This window comes from Bifidobacterium sp. CP2, assembly GCF_018555635.1.
GTDB classification, from domain to species: domain Bacteria; phylum Actinomycetota; class Actinomycetes; order Actinomycetales; family Bifidobacteriaceae; genus Bifidobacterium; species Bifidobacterium saguinibicoloris.
In genome coordinates this window covers 1-23,587 of sequence record NZ_JAFEJX010000016.1, presented here as the reverse complement: position 1 = coordinate 23,587, position 23,587 = coordinate 1, and the positions used below count along the sequence as shown (strand labels likewise).

Sequence of the window (23,587 nt, the reverse complement as noted above, 5' to 3'; positions counted from 1 at the left end):
CGCCGCCGTTCACACCGGCGTCCGCCGGTCTCGCCCAGTATTGCGGATCGTGCTGGATGCCGTCTCAATCAGCCGCCCGAGACATTCACCCGAAACGGCCATCAGCCGCCCGAAACCCCGTCAGAACACGTGATGTTCCTTGGCGTATTTGCCGACGGCTCCGGCCGGATGCAGTTTGAGGGAGGATTCCTCGTCCCATCCGTGCACCACCATGAGCGCTCGTGCCAGGGCGTCGCCCCAAGCTTCGGCCACGAGGGTGGAGCCCATGGCGAGCTTGTTGTATGGGTCGGCGCCGTCGATGGTGTGCAGGAGCACGAAGATGTCGACGATGCCGGCGAACGTGGATTCCGCGTGTTCGCCGATGCCGATGACGCCTACGCCTTTTTCTTTGAGCAGGCGGCAGAGTTGGTTGACTTCGTCGGATTCGCCGCCTTTGGAGATGGTGATGATCACGTCGTTCGGTTCGATTGCGCCCATGCTGCCGTGCAGCGCGTCCATGGCGTGCAGGTAGATGGCGGGCGTGCCGGATACGCTGAGCAGGTGGGCGAAGCGGTGGGCTATGGTGCCGGAGGTTCCGGCTCCGGTGACGAATACTTTGCCGGTGCTCCGTTCGATCATGTCGATGGTGGCGAGCATGGATTCGTCGATCTGTCCGACGACTTCCAGTACCGCTTTGCCTTCGATTTCGGCGGCGTTGCGGGCGATGTCGAGCAGTTGGGGTCCGCTGATGGTGTCCATGGGGTTGTTCCTTCCGAATGTGTGGTGTTCAGGCTGCGGTCTGTGCGGATGAGGTTTGTGGAGATGAAGTCTGCGCGGGTGCGGCGTTCCGGTCGTCGGATTCGCCCCAGGCGAGCCGTCTGAGCTGGGAGGCGGTCATGTCGGCCACGTCGTATGGGCCGGCGAGTACGCGTCCTTCGCCGAAGACGAGGATCTTGTCGGAGACTTCGAGCACTTCCTCCTCTTCGGAGGAGACCATGACGACGGTCATGCCTTGCTCGTGGGCGAGTTTGCGCAGGATCTCGTGGATCTCCTCTTTGGCGCCGATGTCCACGCCTTTGCTGGGTTCGTCCAGCAGCAGGATGTGCGGATGCTGGGCGAGCGCGCGGGCGAGCAGGACTTTCTGCTGGTTGCCGCCGGAGAGCGAGACGATGGGTTTGCCGGGGTCGCCTTTGAGGTCGAGTTGGTTGAGGATGGCGGCGGTGTCGGCGGTCATCTTGGCTTTATTGAGCATGCCGGCGCGCGTGTAGCGTTCGAGCACCGGCAGGCCGGCGTTCTGGTAGCTGTTCATCAGGGGGACGATGCCGTCTTTCTTGCGTTCCTCGGTGAGGAACGCGATGCCGCGTTTCATGGCGTCGGATGGCGTTTTGGCGTGGTATGGCTCGCCGTCCACGAGGATGTCGCCTTCCGCCGCCGGGTTGATGCCGGCGATGGCGCGCAGCGTTTCGGTGCGTCCGGCGCCGGCGAGTCCGTAGATGCCGAGGATCTGTCCGGCGCGGGCTTCGAGGTCGACGCCTTTGAGGAGTCCGCCGGCCAGCCCGTGTACCTGCAGGGTGATTTTGCCATCGTCGGGGACGGAGCGGCGTTGGAGTCCTTCCGCGCCGATGGCCTTGTCGGCGTATTCGGCGCCGGCGATGGCGGCGACGACCGCGTGACGGTCCACTTCGGCGGTGGGTGCGTCGATGACGACCTTGCCGTTCATGAGGGCCACGATGCGGTCCGATACCCGGTAGAGTTCGTCGAGTTTGTGGTTGACGATGAGGATGCCGATGTTGCGTTCCTTGGCGAGATGGCCAAGGTAGTCGAGCAGCACGTTGACCTGGTCGCCTTCCAGCGCGGTGGTGGGTTCGTCGAGGAGGAGGTATTTGGTGTCCCTGCTGCAGGCGATGGCGATTTCGAGCAGCTGGCGGATGGCCACGGGATAGGTGCCGACAAGGGCGTCGGGTTGGACGTCGAGCCCGAATTCGGCCACGAGTTTGGCGGTGGCGTCCTTCATGGCCTTCTTGTCCAATGTGCGTCCCGGGGTGCGCAGTTCACGTCCGAGCCACGCGTTCTGGGCCACGGTGAGGTTGGGTAGGAGCGAGAGCTCCTGGTAGACGGTGGAGACGCCTTTGGCGATGGCGTCGGATGGGCTGGAGAACGAGACCGGCTCGCCGTCGATTCTGAGTTCGCCGCCGCTCTGTTTGTGCGCGCCGGAGAGGACTTTGAGGAAGGTGGATTTGCCGGCGCCGTTGTGGCCGACGAGGCCTACCACTTCTCCGGGGTGGAGGCGGAGGGACACATCCAAGAGCACGGGGACTCCGGAGTAGTCCTTTTCGATGTTGATCGCCTCGTAGCAGTTCCGGGCGGCCTGGTTCGCCGTGCCCTTGGATGCGTCCTGGGTCATGTCAGCCTACCTCTCCGGCGGCGGGGGTCTCACCGGTCTTGAAGGCCTTGAGTGGCCTCAGGATCTCGTTCTCGACCTTGTCGCCGTTCTTGAACTTCACGATCTGTTCGACGACGCGCTGCGCGTAGTCGTACGGCTCCTGGGCCACGCAGCCCGAGTAGGCGTCGGTGAGGGAGAGTTCGGCGGCGCAGAACCCGTACACCTTGACGTCCTTACCGGAGGCCTTCACCGCTTCGAGCGCACCTTGCACGCCGGGGCCGGTGGAGGAGAAGATGACGTTGATGTCGGGGTTGCCTTGGAGCATGTCGGCGGTGGCGTTGAGGGAGTCGGTGATCTTCACGTTGCCGTCCACTTCGGCCACGACCTTGGCGTTCTTGTTGGCGGAGATCTCGTCCTTGAAACCGTTGTCTCGGGTGACGGCGGAGACTTCGTCGGGTTCGGCCACGAGGCCAATGGTGAGTTTGGCGTCGGAGCCCATGTCGTCGAGCACCATCTTGGCGACCTGGCGTCCGCCTTCCTCGTTGTTGGCGCCGAGGTATTGGACGATGCTGGCGCCTTGCGCCTTCATGGCGTCCTCGTCGACGGGCATGTTCACGTCGAAGACGGGGACTCCGGCTTCGTTGGCCTTGCGTACCGTGGCGGCCGCGGGTTCGGATTTCACGGGGTTGAGGGCCACGGCGCACGGCTTCTTCTGGAGTACGGCCTCGGCTTGGGAGAGCTGCTTGGCGTCATCGTCTTCGGCGATCTGCACTTCGGCCTTCATGCCGGCTTTCTTGGCGGCGTCTTCGAAGCCTTGCGTCATGGAGACGTAGTAGGGGTTGGTGCGGTTGGGCAGGAGCACGGCGATGAGGGCTCCGTCTTCCTTGCAGGAGTCCGGCACGCTGATCTCGGTGGTTTTGTTGTCCGAGGTGCCGGTGTTCACGGCCTGGCACGCGGCCATCTGGGTGAGCATCAGCACGGCTGCGCATGCGCCGAGGACTTTCTTGGCTGTGGTGTTCATGATTCTCCTTTGCATCATGTCGTTTCACGGGTGGGTTGTCTTGTCGTCCGGTTCGGTCCGTCGGTTCGTTGTGGACCGTGGGGGCACTTATAGATGGTGTTGGCCGCGTCTATGCGGGTTGTGGCGTTCCTCCCTTCCTGCTCTCCGTTCCTTCCGTTACGGTTTTGCCATCTCCCTTGGTTTTGCGTCCGAGGGAGAAGCGGGACTTGTTGGTGTCGAACAGCACGCCGACGAGGATGATGACGCCGATGACGAGCGGCTGCCAGTAGCTGTCGACGCCGATGACGTTCATGCCGTTGGAGACTTCGGCGATGAGGAGGGAACCGATGAAGGCGCCGAGGATGGTGCCGACGCCGCCGAAGAGGCTGACGCCACCGACCACGGATGCGGCGATGGAGTAGAACTGTTCGGTTCCGGAGCCTGCGGTGGGGTAGCCGACCATCAGGCGGGAGGTGGTGATGATGCCGCCGAATGCCGCGGTGATGCCGGAGACGACGTACACGAAGACGGTGGTCCTGGCCACGGAGATGCCGGACAGGCGTGCCGTGTCCGCGTTGCCGCCCACCGCGTAGACGTGGACACCTACCGCGGTGTTCTTGAGGACCACGCCGATGATGACGGCGGCGATGAGCACCATGAGGATGGGCAGCGGTACACCGAAGATCTTGCCGCGTCCGAAGAAGGCGAACATGGGGTCGACCACGGTGATGGATTTCGATTGGGTGAGGATCTTGGGGATGGAGGCGGAGATGCCGAAGGTGGCGAAGGTCACGATGAACGGCGGCATGTGCCCGTAGTGGATGACCAGTCCGTTGAAGAGGCCGACGCCCACGCCGGTGAGGATGGCGAGCAGCGCGGCGCCCCACCATGGGATTCCCGCCTGCATGGCAAGGGCGGCCATCATGCCGGTGAATGCGATGTTGGATCCGACGGACAGGTCGATGCCGCCGGTCAGCAGCACGCAGGTCTGGCCGAGGGCGAGGAAGGTGACCACCGATCCGTTCAGCAGCAGCACTTCCATGTTGCCTGCGGTGCGGAATTCCGGGGAGAGCGCTCCCATGATCACCGCCACCAGAAGAACCACCACGAGAACACCGAGTTCCTGTGGTGCTCGACGCCGAGTCTTCATAGAAAGCTCCTTTGCATTTGCTCATACGAGCAATCTCTTTCGCTCGTATGAAAATCATATTGCCGCTCATATGACAAGTCAATGGTTTGCGTGTCGCTCATATGAGCGCTATGCTGGTCGTGTCGACATACAACGAGGTATTGGCGGACCCTCCTGCGAATATGAGGGGACCGGAACATCAAGGAGAGACATCATGAGCAGCCCGGCTCACCTACAGTTGCTGGCCGATGTGGCCAACCGCTTCTACATGCTTGACGAGACCAAGTCGGAGATCGCCCAGGCGCTGGGGATGTCGAGGTTCAAGGTGGCGAGGTTGCTCACCGAGGCCAAGGAGACGGGAGTGGTCACCATCGAGATCCACGCCGACTCCCCCATCAGCCCTGCGCTGGCGGAGCAACTGCGGCAGCATCTGCTGCTGGATGAGGTGATCATCGTGCCGTCCAGCAGGGATATGGAGGCCGAGCGGGACTCGATGGGCCGCGCGGGGGCCCGGTACTTGGAGACGCATCTGCGGGAGGGGCAGGTGGTTGGCTTCTCTTGGGGACGTACGCTCATGCCCATCGCCACACACGTGCATGATCTGCCGCGCGCCACGTTCGTGCAGCTGACGGGCGTGGTGGGCAACAATCCTTCCCAATCGCCCATCGCGATTCTCACGCATATGTGTCAGAACACGGATTCGCAGGCGAAGGCCCTGTTCGCGCCGCTGTTCTCCAGTTCCCCGCAGGCCGCGGCCGCGGCGAAGACCGAGCCGGCGGCGGCCGAGACCCTCTCCTACTATTCGAAGCTCGACCTGGCGTTCCTGTCCGTGGGTGCGTGGAACACCCGCGTCACCCAGCTCATCCAGCACATGTCCGCCGCGGATATCAAGCTATTGGATTCCGTCGGCGCTACGGCGGACTTTTCGGGCATGTTCTTCGATGCGGAAGGACATTATCTGGATCTGCCGATCAACGATTGCCGCATCTCCGTGGGCATCGACGATCTGCTCGCCACCCCGACCACGGTGGTGGTGGCCGGCGGCAAGGACAAGACCGACGCCATCCTGGCCATCTGCCGCACCGGCATCCCCACCTGCCTCATCACCACCGAGGACGTGGCCCATGCGCTGCTCGGCGGCCCCCGGATTACCACGCACATCCACCAGCGGAAGACCGCATAGCCGCTTCCCCGTGACAGGACCAGACCTGCAACCGCGCCCGTTCGACTATGCTGGTTCCCAGAACGAAACGCGGACAGAGAAGGTCAGTGATATGAAGATTGCGGTTGCCGGTACGGGCTATGTGGGGTTGTCGGTGGCGTTGTTGCTGGCGCAGCATAACGAGGTGCATGCGCTGGATATCATGCCGGAGAAGGTGGAGCTGCTGAACGCCGGCAGGAGCCCGATCGTGGACAGGGAGATCACCGCGTTTCTGGATGCGGACAAGTCCGGCGAGCGTCCGCTGGATTTCCAGGCCACGCTGGATGCCGAGCAGGCGTATTCGGGTGCCGATTTCGCGGTGGTGGCGACCCCCACGAACTATGATCCGCGGAAGAACTATTTCGACACGTCCAGCGTGGAAGCGGCGATCGCCGCGATCCGCAAGTATGACGAGACCGCGTGGATCGTCATCAAGTCCACGATTCCGGTGGGCTACACCGCGCAGATCCGCGAGAAGCTCGGCGATCGGCGCATCCTGTTCTCCCCGGAGTTCCTGCGTGAGGGCCATGCCCTGTACGACAATCTGCATCCGAGCCGCATCGTGGCGGGCGCCCCGCAGGATGATGCGGAGGCGGTGAAGGCCGCGCACACGTTCGTCGGTCTGCTGGCACAGGGCGCGGCGCCCGAAGAGGCCGAGCGCACGAATCCGGATGGTTCCACGGGTATTCCGGAATTGGTGGTGGGCACCACGGAGGCGGAGGCCATCAAACTGTTCGCGAACACGTATCTGGCGTTGCGCGTGGCTTATTTCAACGAATTGGACACGTATGCGGAGAGCCGCGGATTGGATACGCGCGAGATCATCAAGGGCGTGTGTCTGGATCCGCGCATCCGCGACGACTACAACAACCCGAGCTTCGGCTACGGCGGCTACTGCCTGCCGAAGGACACGAAGCAGCTGCTCGCCAACTACGACACGGTCCCGCAGAACCTCATCGAGGCGATTGTGGATTCGAACACCACGCGCAAGGATTTCATCGCCGATGAGGTCCTGCAGCTGGTGGACACTGCCCGCGCCGCCGGCAAGGAGCGTCCGGTGGTGGGCGTGTACCGGCTCACGATGAAGTCCGGTTCGGATAATTTCCGCCAGTCCGCCGTCCAAGGTGTGATGAAGCGCATCAAGGCGAAGGGCGTGGATGTGCTCGTCTACGAGCCGACGCTCGACAAGCCCGATTTCTTCGGCAGCCCCGTCACCCACGATCTGGACACGTTCAAGCGCGACGCCGACGTGATCATCTCCAACCGCTGGAACGCCGACCTCGCCGACGTCAGCGACAAGGTCTACACGAGGGATCTGTTCCGAAGGGACTGATTGGACCTGCGGTGGGAAACCACCCCCAAGAGAATCTGATTGCCGTTTCCGGCCTCCAGCGCAGGAGACACATACAGTCCGGAAACGGCAATCAGTCAGACATGCCCACAGGCGTCATTCGCCCTTCGCCGGGCTGTCGCCGAAGATCTTCGCCCACGTATTCATGGAGGTCAGATCGGCGGCCTTGTACTGGGCGGCAAGACGCTTCCAATTGCGCAGGATGCGCTTGACGAGGCGGTACCCCTCCCACATGTTCCTGTGGAAAAGCTTGTCGTCGCGCTTAAGCCATGCCACGGAGTTGCCGTCCGGTGAGGTGACGAGCACGGAGCGCGGATGTCCCGCGGACACCCACGTCCACCAGTAGGAGTCCTGGGCGGGGATGGCCATGTCCGGGCGTTCGGCGTTGCCGTCGTTCTCGTTGGAGAGCATGCTGCCGGTCACGTATTTCAGCGCCTTCTTGAGACGGTACTTGGTGCCCGTGGGGTGGCGGCGGGCGGACACGTATTCGCGGTCCGGTTCGGGGAAGTCCTCGAAGCTTGGTTTGGTCTGGGTGTCCGCGTACTTGCCGCGCAGCTCGCGAACTTCGGCAAGTTTGGTGGGGAACGAGTCCACGATGTATTGCGGCCCGCGCAGGATGTCCTTCAGCGCCTGATGGTGCAATGCCATGCCGGAGTAGATGAACCGCATGCCGAGGACGGCGTCCGCGTACATGAATTCGAGCATCATCCGGTTGAAGGGGCGTTCGGGTTGCAGGAGCAGCGCTGCAATCCACCGGTTGCGCACGAAGAAGTACTCCTCCCAGGTGCGGGCGGGATCCTTGCTATGCCATGCCTGATGCCATACGGCCACGCCGGGCAGGCAGACGGTGGGGAAACCAGCCCGCTTGGCGCGTACGCCGTATTCGATGTCGTCGAATTTGATGAACACGGGCAGGGAGAGCCCGACGGCCTTGATGGCGGCGACGGGAATGAGGCACATCCACCAGCCGTTGAAGTCGCCATCGATACGCTGATGCCGTTCGGGCGTGTCACGCAGGGGTTCGGCGGCGAAGTCGTGGTTGTAGCCAAGTTCGAGGGATGGCTTCATCCACATGCGCTGCCAATCGAACCGTTCGCCTTGCGTGTAGAGCATGGTGCGGTTGTCGAGGTGGAGCATGCCGCCGCCGACGAGCACGGGTTTGATGGCGTAGTCGGCGAATTGGACGGCGCGCAGGATGGCTTCCGGTTCGCTGATGGCGTCATCGTCGAGCAGGAGGCAGTAGGCGCTGGTGCCGTGTTTCACGGTTTCGTACATGCCGCGGGAGAAGCCGCCGGAGCCGCCGAGATTGCGTTGGCGGATGTAAGTGAGTTGGCTGCTGAGTTCGTCAGCGACGGCCAGGTAGTCGGTCTGGTCGCTCACGTGATCGGTACCTTGGTCGGTGCAGTAGATGGTGTCGAGGCGTTCGCGCAACGCCGTCGCCTTGCTGATGGTCTTGAGCTGGTTGAGACAGTAGGGCGCGCGGTTGAACGTGGTTATGGCGATGGAGAGCTTGGTATTGCCATCCGTCGTACGTTTGGCGACAGGCGCCTGCCATGCGGCGTCCGCGATGTGCAGGTCGATGCCGGATTCCGCTTCGGCGTCAAACCAGAAGAAGCCGCCGTCCATGAGGTCGGTCATGGGGATTTCGATGGCGATGTCCTGCCAGCCGTCAACGCTGTCCACGCTGATCCTGCCGGCGGGGAACAGGAGTCCGCGGCCATCCGACCGGTTGAGGCTGATGCTGCCTTGTCCCTTGGCACGAGCGACGAACCGCATGACGTCCACGCGCGTCCAACGACGCCAGTGGCCTGCGGGGAACGCGTTGAAGAACGTGCATGTGGAGGTCTTCATGCCCGCACGCACGAGCAGCTCGTCACGATTGACGAACCGGAACGTGGCCTTTGTGGCCCCGGTGCTTTTGCTGCCGGTGAGCCCACGCCGGATGAGCCGCTGGAATTGGGACTGGTTCATGCCGTCCAGGTTGAGCTGGCGCATGTCGATGCCGAATTCAAGAGTGGCGTCCGAGAGCATGGGCTGCGTCCAGTCGAGCGCATACAGCGGCCATACCTGATCCACATCCTGCGTAGGGTAGACGACACGGACCACGGATTCCCACGTGGTGGTTTCAACAGTGTTCGTCATGACGATCACTCCTTGGTGGCGATTTCAGGTTCGTCGATTTGCTTGATGGTCAACGCCCGATCACTGAGCAGCGCATAATCGCGATTGCGATTGTCTCGGATGACGAACGTGCATGCGTTGTCATCCACAGCGACCGCGACCATGTCTGTGTTGTATGGGTCCACCGGGCTCGGCGTCCTCAACGAGGTGAACAAGCGGAACTCGCCATTGTTGAACAGTGTGAGAGGCAGCTCGAAATACACGGTCCGGTGACCATGCTCCGTCATTTTGATTGTCTTGGCACCAGTGTCATACGTGATGCCGCCTCGACGGATGTCATGCATGGCGATTGCCAGATAGAAATCACCAGGTTCATCATACTGGTATTCGACGCCGAACCGGAAGGTGTCCGTGCTCTTGTACACCTTGTCTTCCACGGCGAACGTGCGGAGGAGCGGGCAGCGTTCATTCAGTCCCGAGGGGTACTGGTGCTTGGCGAGCTGCTCTTTGCGGTTCCGCTCCTGCTCTTTCTTCTCCGCGTTCAGGTTCTCAAGGGTGTACTTGCTGGTCACGGTCTCCTTGTCGCCGATGGCGGCGACCTCGCCGTCTTTGATCATCATGGCGCGGGTGCAATACTTCTTAACCGAATTCATATCGTGGGTCACGAGAATAACCGTCTTCGTGGGATCCTTGCGGATTTCGGTAAAGAAATCGTCGCACTTACGTTGGAACGCCTCGTCGCCCACGGCGAGCACCTCATCGAGCACGAGGATATCGCCTTGTGCCTTGATGGCCACGGAGAATGCGAGACGCACCTGCATGCCGGAAGAGTAGTTCTTGAGCTTCTGGTCCATGAATTCTTCGAGCTCGGCGAATTCCACGATGTCGTCGTACATGGCGTCGACTTCCTCATGGGTGAAGCCGAGCAACGCACCGTTCAGGTACACGTTCTCACGGCCGGTGAGCTCCGGGTTGAAGCCCACACCGAGTTCGATGAACGGCACGAGCTTGCCATTGACCGTCACGCTGCCGGTTTCTGGGCAATAAATCTGGGAAATGATTTTCAACAGAGTGGACTTACCACCACCGTTGCGGCCAACGATGCCGAAGAATTCGCCCTGATGCACCTCGAAGGAGATATCCTTCAGCACCTGCTGCTTTTTATATCCCTTGATGCCCTTGGTCCAGTTGATGAAGGCCTGCTTCAGACCAGTGGCCTGTTCCGTAGGCAGCTTGAACACCTTGGACACGTGTTCCACTGAGAGAACGACCGGATTCTCCATGACGTTATTGGAAAGTTGGTTCGACATCACATGACCTCTGCAAATTTACGGCTGTTGCGGCGGAACAGATAAACACCCAACCACAGCAACGCGATGGTCAGGACCACAGGAATAGCTTGCAATGCTGGATTATCCAACGTGTTCCACACAGTCGGTTGGGTATCCGGAGCAACAAGATTATGTCGGATATCCTGAATGGTCTGGGCAAAGGGATTGATGAGCTCCAAACGAGCCAGCTCCGCATAGATGCCGCCACGGTTGATGACGTAACTGAGCGGGTAGATAATCGGCATGCCATAGAAGACCAGCTGCTGCAGCACTTCCCAGATGTGCGCGATGTCTCGGAAGTATACGTACATGGTGGCCATGATGAGGGTCAAGCCAAGCGTCACCGCATACAGCTGGATGATGTTGATGGGGACCAGTACCACCCGCCATGTGAAGTCGACGCGCGAAACCAACGCGAACAGCAACACCACGCAAAGGTTGATGGCATAGCTAATCATGGCACCCACAGTGGCGGAAACCACCACAATGTAGTTCGGGAAATGAATCTTACGCAGCAGATCGCCACGGTCAACCACCGACCGAAGACCAGTGTTCGTGGACTCGGTGACGAACTGCCACGAGCTGATGCCCAGCAGCAGCACAACCGGGTATGTGGGGGTACCATCAGACATGCGCAGGAATTTGCCAAACACCACGTACATGACGCAGAACATCATGAGCGGCTTGAGCACGGACCATGCGATGCCGAGGAAGGACCCCTGATAGCGGAGCCGGAAATCAGTCTTCACCAGTCCTTGGAGGACGACCCACGCATAGTCATAGCGGGCCTTCAGCTTGCTTACGAGTTCTTGCACGGTCACCTATTCTAACAACGGGGTTTCTATCGGCACGAGCCGGTGAGACGACTGTACACGCTACTCCCAACGAACCTCCACAATATGAAAGCCTTCTCCATCAGTGTTTCGAGTTAATCGGAGAAGGCTTCCTTGATTCAGTCTAATCGTCAATGTCGAAATCACCCGGATGCAGACGCCCATACCTCTTAGAATGAAGGCACCCATTTAGGAAAGGACGCTCTCATGGACAACATCATCAAGGGCAAACGCATATTAATAACGCACGTATTCATTCAACGTCTTATGGGATCCACCGTCCTGACCCTAGAACTCGCCGACTATCTTCAACAGCAAGGCGCGGACGTCACTGTTTTCTGCAGTGAGTATGCAGAACCTGTACGCAGTCTGTTCGAGGAACGTCATCTGAAGGTAATTGACGACGAGAATCATGATTTTCATTTGGCAGACTATGACATCATCTGGTTGAACAGCCAGGTGCTTCCCCTCTCCCTAGTAGAAGAACTTAAGCATCCCGTTCAGGAAACCCTCCCCGCTTTTATCTTCAACCACATGTCTGCCTTAGACAAAATTGCGGACGAGTTCCCGTACATCTATGGGCTTGAAGAACGTCTGGCCTCACTGGTACTCACCATCGCGCCCGAAGTCGAGCGCAAAATCCTTCCCTACTTCGATGTAATTCCTCCGCATGCCTTGTTCCCGAATCCCGCACCAACGGCATTCTCCGAACTGCATCACGATATGCCCGAACAAACCCTTAAGCGCGTTCTCATCGTCTCCAATCACGCACCACAGGAGATACACGATGCCGCCGCGCTTCTGGAGTCCAGAGGAATCGAAGTGGCTCATTTTGGTGAGGGGGGGGGACGCCCCACATTAGTCACGCCAGAGAGACTAAGCGGCTACGACGCGGTGATTACCATCGGGAAAACCGTACAGTATTGTCTGACCGCCGGGATTCCGGTGTACGTTTATGATCATTTCGGAGGATTTGGCTACCTTGATGATGGTAATTTCGCGTTAGCCGCAGAGAATAATTTCTCCGGTCGAGGGGGTAGCCAGCACTCAGCCGAGTATATTGCCGACGACATCATCACTCATTATCCGCAAGCTCTCGCCTATCACACGCATAATCGCGAATCCTTCATTAATCGCTATTCCATCGATTGTGTGCTGCCTGTATTACTGCAGTCCGTTCATAAACGACAGATTGAGCCCTTCTCCTCGGCTTATACGCTCTCCGTACTCAGCGCGGAAAGGGGCGCTTACCGCTTCTACAGGACCTGGTCCTGGGCAAATTATCTTGAGGATGAACGAGCCAGATTGACCACCAGGCTGGACCAGACTTCGGAAGAGTTGGGGAATGTACGAGCAGCGCTCCAAACCCTGCAGGATTCTGAAGCCCGCCTTCAGCATCGATTGCAGGAAATCGAGTCCTCGCACGCATTCCGCATTGGCAAGGTGCTGATGTTGCCACCTCATCTCATCAAGGTGCTTACACGTCGCCTGCTGCGCCGTAGCTGAATCAGGTACCGCCCCGACTGGAACATCACATATGTGCAGTTCCAGTCGGGGCGGTACCATCACAGTATGCCTAAACTATCGATTATCGTACCTATCTACAACGTCGAGAGCTTCCTTGACCAATGCTTGGAGTCCATCCGCAAGCAGACGTTCGAGGATTGGGAATGCCTGCTGTTCTCCGATGGAAGCAAAGATGGTTCCATCGACATCATGAAGCGTTTCGCCGCCGAGGACGCCCGCTTCAAGGTGATCGACAAGCAGAATGAAGGCTATGGCACCACATGCAACCGTGGTCTTGACATGGCCCAAGGCGACTGGGTCTGTGTCGTGGAACCCGATGATTTCATCGACCCGAACATGTATGAGAACCTTTTGAGCGCAGACCGTTCCGAAAAAGGCAAGGTCGATGTTATCAAGGGCTCATACTGGCTGTACTACGATGCACGGGAACCGTATACAGAGGCTCTGGAAGCTCCGAACCTCGCCCGCTTCATGCCGAAGCGTCGTATCGATTTCACTCTCGACGAATTCACCGAGCCGTTCTATCATCATCCGTCCATCTGGTCGGCGGTATATCGTCGCGATTTTCTGAACGGAGACAACAAGGCCGGTCGCAAGATCCGGTTCAAGCAGATTCCCGGTGCAGGTTGGACCGACAACCCGTTCTTCGCCGAGACGATGGTACTGGCGGACCGTATCGTGTGGATGCCTGGTCAGTATTACTATTATCGTCAAACGAATCCGGGGGCATCCACGTTCCTGAAGGATTTCCGTCTCCCCTTCGACCGTCTTCGCGACATGCGTGAGTTCCTTGATGAACAGCGTATCTCACGGCCAGTCCTGCACGCGTTCTATTCCCGCGAGTTCGATTACGTGACATCCGTCATTGGCGAGTTCGGCTATGACGACAAGAACCCCGAGGTCCGCAAGCTCATCCGTGAGGTGTTCGAATCCATGGACCGCAACGAGGTGTTCCTCATGGACAATCTGCGTCCGGAATTCCTTGACTACTACATGGATTTCATGGGCGAATCGTATGAGGCCAAGCATCACGAGGTCAACGCACATCCGGATTTGTCCATCGTGCTACTTACCAAGGATGCCCGCTCGTGGATTGTGGAGACGCTGGAATCATACGCAAAGTTCAATCGTCTGTCCTGTGAGTTCATCCTAATCGATGAGGGCTCCCAGGACAGCACGATGAACATCGCCGACAATTTCGCACAGAAGGATAGACGATTCGTTGTCAAGTTGAACGCCAGCCGTGCGGCGGGCACAGGCAATGGTGAGCATCTCAAGCTTGCCGAGCAGATTCGGCTAGCCATCGAGAACGCTCATGGCGAGTACACGATATTCGTCCCATCGAACTACGTCATCGGCGAGAAGATGTTGTATGCAAGCGTCGCCGGCGCAAAGAAGGCACAAGCGGACGTCGCACTGCCGGATGATGGCAACGCACACGCCGACTATTTGCTGAATCGCATGCGCTCGCTGAATCTGGCTCTGCCTTCCTCCGCCGTTGAGTCCCCTGACTCCACTCGAGGCCCGATTTATGGCCCGTTCCAGGCTTCGGATATTCCGGATGCGATGTTCACGCTGAACAGGACATTCAGCTGGCTGCGCTTGTACAGGACGGCCTTCCTCAAGGAAAACCATATCACTGCGAGTAGCTCCGACGTCACCAATGCGCTTTACGGGTTTGCCGGCCAAACACTCCTGCATGCCGATAAGATCGCCTTCCTGGATCTGAAAAAGGATTGGAAGATTCGTAATGTGCAACGTCAGCAGGTCGGATCGGCATTCTGGCTGGCCTTGGTGAAGAACATCCCGTATTCCAGCGAAACGGATCCCATCATGCCATCCGTTCTTGAGTTCGGTGAGGTACTTCACACTCAGGGCCTGTACGACAAGTTTGAGCGCGGATACCTTAACGCGATATTGACCGCATTCATGCAGGACATCTATGGTCGATACACGCCTGAGCATATCGAAAAGTATCTGTCCACATACCAAGAGAAGGTTGTGAACCTTCTGGATGTAAAAGACCATGGCGCGTTGTATTTCTATGACGCGGATGCTTTCAACGACTTCCAGAAAATCGTGTTTAGTCCGAACCTGAATCTCTGGCTCGAAGAACGCGTTCTGCGAGATGAGAATATTTTGTTTGAGCTCGATAAGGAGATCAACGATATTCGAAACTCCACGCGTTTCAAGACAGGCGAAACGATTGTCGAGACGGTGAAGAAACTCTCGCCGTCTAATCTGATTGCGCAAGCGCAGGCTAAGGCACGACTGGGCAAGAGAACACACTGAACAAGGCGTATTGGGGGCGCGCACTGCGATATGTGTGCGCCCCAACGTATGTAAAACATGTTTTATACACGACATTAATAGGTGAATGACCGAATGAATATACCGCAACCGACAAAGGCTACCCGCGTACTTGCGACAATAGGAGAAGTCCTCACTCAGATTTCAGTCTGGATAGCAATAGCTTTTTTTGCCATTACGGGACTTCTGTCGTTCATAGTGACAACCACTATGCCGAATTACACCTATAATGTCGAGTTTACGACTAAGGGCTGGTGGAAGGTAACGATTGTTTCGGTCTTGGCAATACTCGTTGTAGCTTATCTCGACAAGAAAGGCCTTCTAGCAAGAATTAACACGAAGAAACTCTCGCTTGCACTTATTTTTTATAGCGCATTAGTGGGCGTATTTTGGATTGCAATGGCCAACGTATGGCCTGAGTGGGATCCCTTGTATGTTCTGAAAGCAGCGGAAGCGACAAGTGACCCCAACTTGCAGCTGCAATGCCCAGGAGATGAGGTTTCGTGGATTCTTTGCCCCGGCGGATATTTGGAACGGTTCCCTTATCAGATTCCCCTGGTCATTGTCGACAGAGTCCTGCTATTTGTTTTTGGACAAGGCGCATATCTCGCTTTCGAAGTCATTAACGTCATCTGTGTCGCCGCAACACTGGTGCTGATCGGCAGAATAACGGACGCTTTGTTCGGTAACGCCGCCTACACGAACACTACTCTGTTACTCGGCTTTACATTCCTCCCCTTGATTTTCTACGTGACCTTTGCCTATGGCAACACGATAAGCTTGCCTTTCATCGCCGGAGCGGTTTTATTCCAAGTCAAGTATTTCAACACAGGCAAGTTACTCCAGGCAATCATCGCCCTTGGCCTTGTTGCTCTTGGCCTCACATTCAAGTCAAGCATGATTTACGTTCTGGCGGCAATGGTAGCGGCATGGATAATCCATGCGCTCAAGGAGCATAGTTTGAAGGATGTTCTGTGTCTCCTACTGGCATGCATCTGCTATTTGCTGCCTGGACTCGCCGTGGGGGCCAGTGCCTACTATCTCAATCTGAATCCGAACATTGGAGAGCCCAAAACCGTCTGGTTCGCCATGGGTACGCAACGCCCCTCGGATGAATCTTCCAATAATTACGGGTGGTATAATGGATATCCTCTGAAATGGAATCCCGAAGATTACGACCAGCATGTCATCAAAGAAGAATCGATTTCGTCAATAAAGCAGTCGATATCAGAATTTGCAAATGATCCCGCATACGCTTGGACTTTCTTTTCCCGTAAATTTACTTCCGAATGGACTGATCCTCTATACGAATCTCTCTTGGCGAGCAACTGGTCCAGCCATGGCGCCGATCGCCCGATAATGTCCGAACGCTCAATCAGTCCTGTGTTGCGTTCTATATATTACGGGAAGCTCCATAAGCTGATTCTCGCAGCCATGGATGGACTACAATTCTTGATTCTTGCAGGTTGTTTCGCATATCTTGTTAGGAACTGGAAAACAATAAAGGCCCAGCTGATTCCTATCATTATCACGCCTGTAGGAGTGGCTATCCTGTACCTATTCTGGGAAGCGCAATCTCAATACATCATGCCAGCATATATATTGATGCTTCCGCTAGCCGGCGCAGGTATCCAAATCATCTCCTCAGCAGCAACAAAGGTCATAGAGAAAGCGATACCGCGAGTGAACGTCGAAAGGTAACGAGATGAGGCGGATATTCCCCATATAGTCCGCCTCACACATTTAATCCGATATCCACCTCAGCGCGGCGGTATGGAATATCCGCTTTTCTTCCCCTTCACTACCACAATCGTTCGAATCACTCAGCCGCGGTGATGGTGAGGCTGAGTCCGCTGTTGGCGTTGTAGATCCAGCTGGCGGTGAGTCCGTCCCAAGTGAAGGTCTGCTGGTCCGGCTGGTCCTGTTTGGAGGTCATGGCGGTGATGTCGTCCGCGGGCATGTCGAGCTGTTTCGCCACGCAGTCGAAGGTGGTGAAGTCCGATTGCGATCCGGACAGCAGGGTGAGGGATTTGCCGGCGCCGTCGGCGATGAGGGATTCCTTCGTGTTGTCGGAGGAGTTGAAGTCGGTGTGCGGGTCGCATGCCTTCACCGTTTGCTGCAGTTTGCTGGGCAGCGGGGATACGTCCGCCGGCTGGTTGTTCGGCTGCGGCGTCGCATGCCGTTGTGCGGCCGAATGGTTCTTGAATGCGATGATGCCGATTGCGATGGCCGCGACGACGATGACGGCGACGACCGTTGCGATGATGCGGTTGCGGACGGTGTGCGATGCGGTGGTATTGGACGATTCGGAAGACATGAATGTGGGGCTTTCCTGATTGGTGATGGTTGGAAGACTTGGTTGATTGGACGGACGATTACGAAGGAATGGAACGGTAGGTAGTGTTGAGGCCGGGCGACATCGGGGATGTCGCCCGGCCTCAACACTACGCGCGGTCCGAGGATCAGACGAACGGGCGCTTCACCACGGTGGGCGTGCCGTGCACCCACATGTTGGCGGTGCGCACCTGTCCGGGCCATGCCTCGATGATCTGATCGTTGCCGAGGTAGATGGCCACGTGACCGGGCCAGAACAGCAGGTCGCCGCGCCTGCGGTCATTCAGTCCCACGGACTTGAACCTGCGGTCGCCGGCCATGTTGTTGGCGTCATGGCTGTGGTACGGATCGTACCAGTGGGCGGAGGGGTTATAGTCGCCGAGGTTCATGCCGGTGGCGTACAGCGACTGCATGACCAGTCCGGCGCAGTCCACGCCTTCGCCGGGGCGAAGCGCATAATCCCACACGTACCGGGTGCCGAGGTAGTCGTAGGCGCGGCTGATCATCGCCTCCACGGCCTGTTCGCGCGTGGCACTCATGCCGATGCGGGAGGGTGAGGCGTAGCCGAACTTGCCGTTCTGCGGCACGGAGACGTCGCAGGAGCTCACCTGGAAGAATCCGGCGGGGTTCTGCCATCCACGCTTGCCGCAGCCGTTCCACACCAGCCTGCCGTACTGGAAGTTCTGAGCGCGGCCCTTGCCATAGTCGTACTCCTCGGAGGTGGGGTACCCCAGCGAGCTGTTCTCGAAACCACGGGATGCATAGTCCGCCAGAATGGATGCAGTCACACCGTGCGCACTAGTCTGAGGAGCCTTGAACACGGTACCGCCTTGGAAGCGCTGGGAAGCACCACCGTCACGCAGGCCGGTCGTCTCATCCGTGGTCGGATATCCCAACCAGCCTGCCTGCCAACCGTTAACCGCCCAGTAATCCTGAATCGCACCACGCGTGAAGTGCGCCCCAGTGGCAGACGACCAATGAATCTCACCATGCTGGAAAACCTGCGACACGCCACTACCGAGGTTGTTTTCCTCGGACGTCGGATACCCAAGGGTGCTGTTTTCATAACCGATATCGGCATACTTTTTGAGGATGGATTTTTTCACGGCATGCGCACTAGTCTGAGGAGCCTTGAACACGGTACCGCCTTGGAAACGCTGGGAAGCACCACCGTCACGCAGGCCGGTCGTCTCATCCGTGGTCGGATATCCCAACCAGCCTGTTTGTCCGCCATTGGTCTTCCAGTAATCCTGAATCGCACCACGCGTGAAGTGCGTCCCAGTGGCAGACGACCAATGAATCTCACCATGCTGGAAAGACTGGGATACCCCACCCTTCAGCAAACGCTGTTCGGAGGTCGGATACCCAAGCGTTCCCCGCTCGGACTGAAGTGAAACATACTTCTCCAGAATGGGACTACGCACTGCGTGCGTGCCGTACTTTGCGGAGACGTACACGGTGCCTCCAGTGAACGACTGCCAAGAGCCGGACCTGACGTCGGTCAGCTCGCTGGTGGGGTCGCCGAGGGTCTGATGCTTCAGCCAGTACGTATAGACTTCGCCGCTGACCACGTGTGTGGCGTCGACGTCCGTGTTGGACGTGGCCGCGATGATGCCGTTGGCGAACTGCTTGACGTAACTACCATCGGTACGCTGCACCACGATATTGTCCGCGGCTTTACCAAGAGCGCCATCCGCTCCATTTTCGTTGGTCCAGCGGGTCCAGATGCTGGGAACGGCGGTGTGGTTCACGTCGCTGATGAGCGTGCCCTGTTCGAAAGTCTGAGTGGCGGAGCCGTCCTCTTGCGTGGTGGCATCGGACTTGGGGTAGCCCGCCCAGTAAGGGCCGGACTGGTGTTCGGTCCAGAATGCCGCGATGTCGCCCTGCAGAGTGAAGGCACCGTTGTTCCGGGACCATGCAATCTGCCCGCGCTCGAACTGCTGGGTCTGCGCGTGCTTGGTGCTGTCGGTCTTCATTTCGCCGGTGGGGAAGCCGAGGACTCCCTGTTCGGCGTTGAGGCTGTTGTATTTGTTCAGGATCTCACCGCGCACGGAGAACACGGACTGCGAGGAGGAACGGTAGTACACCACGACGTTCTGGAACGTCTGCTTGTATCCGCCTTCGGTGGTGACGGCGGTAGCCGTGGGGCGGCCCAACCACAGGTTCTTGTTCCAGTAAGTGCGGATTGGCGCCTTGACCTCGGGCAACGCGACGAACTTCCACTGCTGCGCGACGGTGCCGTTCGCTGTGAAAATCTGCACGTTGGCACCAGACTTGGCGGTACCACCGGCCACGTCCAAAGCCCTTGCTGTATTACCGCTGACGAGTGCGGACCGCAGGATGACGTTGTCTCCAGTACGGATGGCGACCCACTTCTGCGCACGGGTACCGTTGGACACAAACTGCTGCACATTGGTGCCCGGTTTATTATTGCCGTTATCCACATCCAGGACTTTGCCCGATCCCTCATTGGTAATGGTCAGGTAGCCGGTGGCGTCTTGGGTGACTTTCCAACGCTGCGCCGGAGTGATGTTGTCCGTGTAGATCTGCACGTTGGCACTGTTGCCAGTGCTGCCACCGGCCACATCCAGAGAGAGATTGGCGCTCAACGCGGACGTGATGCTGTAGGTGCCCGGGGCAATCGTGCCCTTGTTGTCAGTTGCCAGCTGGTCAAGTCGCTTGTCGAAACCGGGACGGGGCGCCTCGAAGGTCCATTGCTGGGCGTTGGAATCATTGCGCGTATACACCTGCACGTTGGCACCGGACTTGGCGCTGCCGCCGGCCACATCCAACACCGGTGGATGCAGCACCGCGATGGCGGACTGCAGCACGACCTTGTTACCTACGGGAATGGCGATCCATTTCTGCGCACGACTGCCGTTGGAAGCGAATTGCTGCACGTTGGTACCGCTGGCAGCACTGCCGCCGGCCACGTCCAACGCCTTGCCGGACGCCTTGTTGATGAGCATCAGGTAACCCTTGGAGTCCTTGACGACCTTCCAACGCTGTGCCGCAGTGGCGTTATCCTCGTAGTTCTGCACGTTGGCACCATTGGACTTGCTGCCGCCGGAGACGTCCAGCACCAAGGTGGAGCGCAGTCCCGAGGAGACGGTGTATTCACCGGCGCTCACCACGTCCTTGTTCGCAGCGGCGAGACTATCAAGCCTGTCCGCCATGCTCGGCCGCGGCGTCTCGAACTTCCACTGCTGAGCCTTGGTGCCGTTGCCGGTGAACGTCTGCACGTTGGCTGCGGAGCGGGCGTTGCCACCGGTCACATCCAAGACGAGCTGCTTGGAAGGGTCAACCGCGGAACGCAACGTGACGTAATCACCATTGGGGACGGCGATCCACCGCTGCGCCTGCGAGTTGTTGGACGTGTACTGCTGCACGTTGGCTCCAGGTTGGTTGCTGCCCCAAGCCACATCCAACGCTTTGCCGGATTTCTCGTTGACGATGGTCAGATACCCGTTGTCGTTGGTGACCTTCCAGCGCTGAGCGGCGGTGGCGTTGTCCGTGTAGATCTGCACGTTGGAACCGGAACGGGTGTCGCCGCCGGCCACGTCCAGCACCAGATCGGTGTTCAGCGCGCTGGAGATGGTGTATTCACCAGAGGGGACAAGATCCTTGTTCGCAGCCGCCAAGGCATTCAGCTTGCTGGTCGCGGTATCAGCGCTTTGCGCCTGAGGCTGTTCCGTCTGCTGCCGGGGCGCGGATTGCTGCATGCCGTTGAGTGAGCCATCGGCGGCGGAATTCGTCTGGGATGACGTGTTTCCCTCGGTCGTCGATGTGGAGGCTGAGTCTCCCGTATCAGAAGGAGCTGCGCCTTCTGTCCCCTCCTGAGTGGGACTTGCGGAAGTCGAAGGATCTGTGGAAGAAGACTCCATCTGCGTCGTCTGCGGCTGGGTTGCCGTGCCTTCCACAGCCAACGCGGGAACGCACACGGTGACAGCCAGCATCGAGATGACCGACAGCCCCGCGGCAAGCCCCTTCATCGCATGGGACAGACCGTGTTTATACATCATGGTTATGGTTCTCCATCTCTCGGTTCCGCTATATCATGCGACGGCAAGTCGACAACCGCCCATATGGCGAGGAGGCGGCTCTCACTACGTGAGAGCCGCCTCCTTTGTTCATCATTCAGCCACCCCGCAAGAAACGTGTATCGCAAATCTAGCGGGTAACAACCTCTGAACGGGGCTTATGCCTATGCCATTCGCAGAATTCTCGCCGCACCCATACGCCATACATAAGCAAGCCGCCGACCGCACAGGCTGAAACAACTTCAGATAATCTCCATACGAGAGGCTCCGTATAGGCGATATGCACCGTACCTTTGTATCCATTGGGCACGTGGAGTTGCATCATTCCATTACGTGACGCCGTAAGCATCAACTCATCACCAGACTTTGTAACGGCATGATAATACGGATACATCAGTAACGGCAACGTTACCGTGCCGCGCGAAGATGCGGAAACCGTCAAATCGACGGTTCCATCACGCTGTATGTACTGTCCGATACTCACTTTCGTGCTCGTAGGAACAGCCGAATGTCTATCCAAATAAGCAACGTCAAAACCGGCAGGAAGATACTCGCCGCTCATCACCCCATATGAAGCAGCATGATTATCTACCGTATCGGAGAAAGGACTGGATGAAATGGAATTCTGCATCCAGCTGGTTGTAGCGAAGCCGGCTTCGCATGCGGCGATAATTACCATCAGCGCCCCGGCCCTTCGTCCCCATATCGCAAAATCCTTATTAAGGAGTAAGCAATAGATGGCAGCGCAGGATACCACAACCAGCAAAGCAGACGCTACACCGAGGAACCGCCACGGAAATTGAATGGACGACAACACCGCAATCAGCTTATTCCACAAGGCGAAGCGGTTCATACGCCAATAAAACACGGTCATCGAGCAATACAATGCGACCATGCTCGCCGCAACCATAATGCCACCTACATCAAGCATTCGCTTCTGCTGATTTCCACACACGGCTTTCCTCAGTGCTATCAGTGCGGCGAACACAACAAGGCCGCACAACAACGACCAGCCAAGTGCAAAGGGCATATCTTGAGAAATTCGATTGACATCACCGTCACTGCCGCCACGCATCGGCACCAAGAACATTAATAGCTGCGCCGGCTGTACTGCGTTGGCTGCTGCGCTGCCGACCTTCTCAGCAGCATCAATCTGCGTGACTTTCATATCGACACTACGGTAATAATCCCAAAATGGCACTACATACCAAAGACAAAGCCCCGCCGAGCACACTGCTGATAAAGCCAACTGTTTCCACATGGTTTTCGTGCAATTGACCCGGATACCAACTACAACAAGCACCACCATGGGAACAGCTACAAGCACCACGCTGATTACATGAGACAGGACGATGCCGGAGGCGCCAATGGAAGTCCAAATCCATGGATGCTTGCTGAGTCCCGGATACACGATTGCATACCAGCCATACAGAAGTATCGGGAAAAAGAACAACGCCGTGTATTCACCCACAGCAGCGCGGAGATACACATCCTCCAAACGGTAAGGAGCCAGTGTCCATAAGGCAGCGCCCACGAATGCGACGAAATCGGACTTGAAGACACGCTTTACAAGAACGAATGTGGTCACCACCGTCAGCAAATTCAGCACTAACACAAATAGCTTGTAAGCAGTGTTGACGGACAGCCCCAGTATGTGCAGGATCGCAGAGGGGTAAAGAAATATATCCCCATACATAATGGACACAGGATACCCGTAACCATCAAGTTGCACATACTGCATACGAACCGGAAATTGTCCGTTCCTTAGTCCATCCGCGATGCCTTGGATACGGTACAGATGGAATAAAATGTCATGACCGTCCGTAATGGGCAAGTAAGTCATGAACATTGGGATACTCGCGATAGCCCACACTACCAACAAGAGCAGCACGAGCACACGCTTTTTCTGCGCAGCCTCAAGCCCATTACCATGTTTGGTAGGTCCCGGTGGTCGGGGCCGGGTCGCCGGTTCCGGTATGACTGTCTCGCCCTGTCGTTGATGATCCGGGGGGTGTTGTCGCCGGGAGCGGGGGCATCCGATGACCGCT

15 protein-coding genes are annotated in these 23,587 nt (G+C 57.9%); 5 read left to right on the top strand and 10 right to left on the bottom strand.

Translation table 11 applies throughout. The features are described 5' to 3' along the window. Positions 1 to 120: 120 nt before the first annotated feature. The 4 genes from JS531_RS10090 to JS531_RS10075 form a co-directional block, all read right to left on the bottom strand. Positions 121 to 738 carry an SIS domain-containing protein gene (locus JS531_RS10090; RefSeq protein ID WP_214315649.1) on the bottom strand — a complete coding sequence of 206 codons (618 nt, stop codon included), beginning with the start codon at positions 736 to 738 and terminating at the stop codon, positions 121 to 123. A 28-nt stretch (positions 739 to 766) separates the two neighbouring features. Next, positions 767 to 2,383 carry a sugar ABC transporter ATP-binding protein gene (locus JS531_RS10085; protein WP_214315648.1) on the bottom strand — a complete coding sequence of 539 codons (1,617 nt, stop codon included), beginning with the start codon at positions 2,381 to 2,383 and terminating at the stop codon, positions 767 to 769. A gap of 1 nt (position 2,384) precedes the next feature. Beyond that, complete coding sequence (locus JS531_RS10080; protein ID WP_214315647.1) at positions 2,385 to 3,383, bottom strand: substrate-binding domain-containing protein; 999 nt, start codon at positions 3,381 to 3,383, stop codon at positions 2,385 to 2,387. A gap of 109 nt (positions 3,384 to 3,492) precedes the next feature. Next, positions 3,493 to 4,470 (bottom strand): ABC transporter permease, encoded by a 978-nt coding sequence (locus JS531_RS10075; protein WP_214315645.1) that lies wholly within the window; start codon positions 4,468 to 4,470, stop codon positions 3,493 to 3,495. Between the two features lie 235 nt (positions 4,471 to 4,705). Here JS531_RS10075 and JS531_RS10070 point away from each other — a divergent pair, with 235 nt between their 5' ends. After that, positions 4,706 to 5,674, top strand: coding sequence for a sugar-binding domain-containing protein (locus JS531_RS10070; protein WP_214315643.1), 969 nt, complete (start codon positions 4,706 to 4,708; stop codon positions 5,672 to 5,674). A 91-nt stretch (positions 5,675 to 5,765) separates the two neighbouring features. Beyond that, positions 5,766 to 7,025, top strand: coding sequence for a UDP binding domain-containing protein (locus JS531_RS10065; protein ID WP_214315641.1), 1,260 nt, complete (start codon positions 5,766 to 5,768; stop codon positions 7,023 to 7,025). A gap of 114 nt (positions 7,026 to 7,139) precedes the next feature. On the opposite strand, the gene JS531_RS10060 is transcribed toward JS531_RS10065, so the two are convergent. From JS531_RS10060 to JS531_RS10050, 3 genes are read right to left on the bottom strand one after another with little or no spacing between them, the layout of a single operon-like run. Beyond that, a complete protein-coding gene (locus JS531_RS10060; RefSeq protein ID WP_214315639.1) occupies positions 7,140 to 9,185 on the bottom strand; it encodes a glycosyltransferase in 2,046 nt (681 codons plus the stop codon). Between the two features lie 5 nt (positions 9,186 to 9,190). Continuing rightward, on the bottom strand, positions 9,191 to 10,474 hold the full coding sequence (locus JS531_RS10055; RefSeq protein ID WP_214315637.1) for an ABC transporter ATP-binding protein: 1,284 nt from the start codon (positions 10,472 to 10,474) through the stop codon (positions 9,191 to 9,193). After that, positions 10,474 to 11,310, bottom strand: a complete 837-nt coding sequence (locus JS531_RS10050; protein WP_214315672.1) for an ABC transporter permease — start codon at positions 11,308 to 11,310, stop codon at positions 10,474 to 10,476. The genes JS531_RS10055 and JS531_RS10050 overlap by 1 nt, the downstream gene beginning before the upstream one ends. A gap of 225 nt (positions 11,311 to 11,535) precedes the next feature. Between JS531_RS10050 and JS531_RS10045 the strand changes: the two genes are divergently transcribed. From JS531_RS10045 to JS531_RS10035, 3 genes are all read left to right on the top strand, one after another. Beyond that, positions 11,536 to 12,834, top strand: a complete 1,299-nt coding sequence (locus JS531_RS10045) for a hypothetical protein (protein WP_214315635.1) — start codon at positions 11,536 to 11,538, stop codon at positions 12,832 to 12,834. Between the two features lie 66 nt (positions 12,835 to 12,900). Beyond that, entirely contained in the window at positions 12,901 to 15,147 is a 2,247-nt protein-coding gene (locus tag JS531_RS10040; RefSeq protein WP_214315633.1) for a glycosyltransferase, read from the top strand. Between the two features lie 228 nt (positions 15,148 to 15,375). Further along, positions 15,376 to 16,866, top strand: a complete 1,491-nt coding sequence (locus tag JS531_RS10035; protein ID WP_214315631.1) for a glycosyltransferase family 39 protein — start codon at positions 15,376 to 15,378, stop codon at positions 16,864 to 16,866. Positions 16,867 to 16,984: 118 nt separating this feature from the next. Here the strand turns inward: JS531_RS10035 and JS531_RS10030 are convergent, their stop codons facing one another. From JS531_RS10030 to JS531_RS10020, 3 genes are all read right to left on the bottom strand, one after another. Further along, on the bottom strand, positions 16,985 to 17,482 hold the full coding sequence (locus JS531_RS10030; RefSeq protein ID WP_214315630.1) for a hypothetical protein: 498 nt from the start codon (positions 17,480 to 17,482) through the stop codon (positions 16,985 to 16,987). A gap of 145 nt (positions 17,483 to 17,627) precedes the next feature. Then, entirely contained in the window at positions 17,628 to 21,521 is a 3,894-nt protein-coding gene (locus tag JS531_RS10025) for an RICIN domain-containing protein (RefSeq protein WP_214315628.1), read from the bottom strand. Between the two features lie 148 nt (positions 21,522 to 21,669). Then, positions 21,670 to 23,436, bottom strand: coding sequence for a hypothetical protein (locus tag JS531_RS10020; protein ID WP_214315626.1), 1,767 nt, complete (start codon positions 23,434 to 23,436; stop codon positions 21,670 to 21,672). Between the last annotated feature and the right edge of the window lie 151 nt (positions 23,437 to 23,587).

Bases quoted from the DNA above. Each gene is read 5' to 3' on its own strand.
- JS531_RS10080 (WP_214315647.1), bottom strand. From the start codon at position 3,383: ATGAACACCACAGCCAAGAAAGTCCTCGGCGCATGCGCAGCCGTGCTG.
- JS531_RS10025 (WP_214315628.1), bottom strand. From the start codon at position 21,521: ATGATGTATAAACACGGTCTGTCCCATGCGATGAAGGGGCTTGCCGCG.
- JS531_RS10090 (WP_214315649.1), bottom strand. From the start codon at position 738: ATGGACACCATCAGCGGACCCCAACTGCTCGACATCGCCCGCAACGCC.
- JS531_RS10055 (WP_214315637.1), bottom strand. From the start codon at position 10,474: ATGTCGAACCAACTTTCCAATAACGTCATGGAGAATCCGGTCGTTCTC.
- JS531_RS10070 (WP_214315643.1), top strand. From the start codon at position 4,706: ATGAGCAGCCCGGCTCACCTACAGTTGCTGGCCGATGTGGCCAACCGC.
- JS531_RS10045 (WP_214315635.1), top strand. From the start codon at position 11,536: ATGGACAACATCATCAAGGGCAAACGCATATTAATAACGCACGTATTC.
- JS531_RS10035 (WP_214315631.1), top strand. From the start codon at position 15,376: ATGCCGAATTACACCTATAATGTCGAGTTTACGACTAAGGGCTGGTGG.
- JS531_RS10060 (WP_214315639.1), bottom strand. From the start codon at position 9,185: ATGACGAACACTGTTGAAACCACCACGTGGGAATCCGTGGTCCGTGTC.
- JS531_RS10040 (WP_214315633.1), top strand. From the start codon at position 12,901: ATGCCTAAACTATCGATTATCGTACCTATCTACAACGTCGAGAGCTTC.
- JS531_RS10085 (WP_214315648.1), bottom strand. From the start codon at position 2,383: ATGACCCAGGACGCATCCAAGGGCACGGCGAACCAGGCCGCCCGGAAC.
- JS531_RS10065 (WP_214315641.1), top strand. From the start codon at position 5,766: ATGAAGATTGCGGTTGCCGGTACGGGCTATGTGGGGTTGTCGGTGGCG.
- JS531_RS10030 (WP_214315630.1), bottom strand. From the start codon at position 17,482: ATGTCTTCCGAATCGTCCAATACCACCGCATCGCACACCGTCCGCAAC.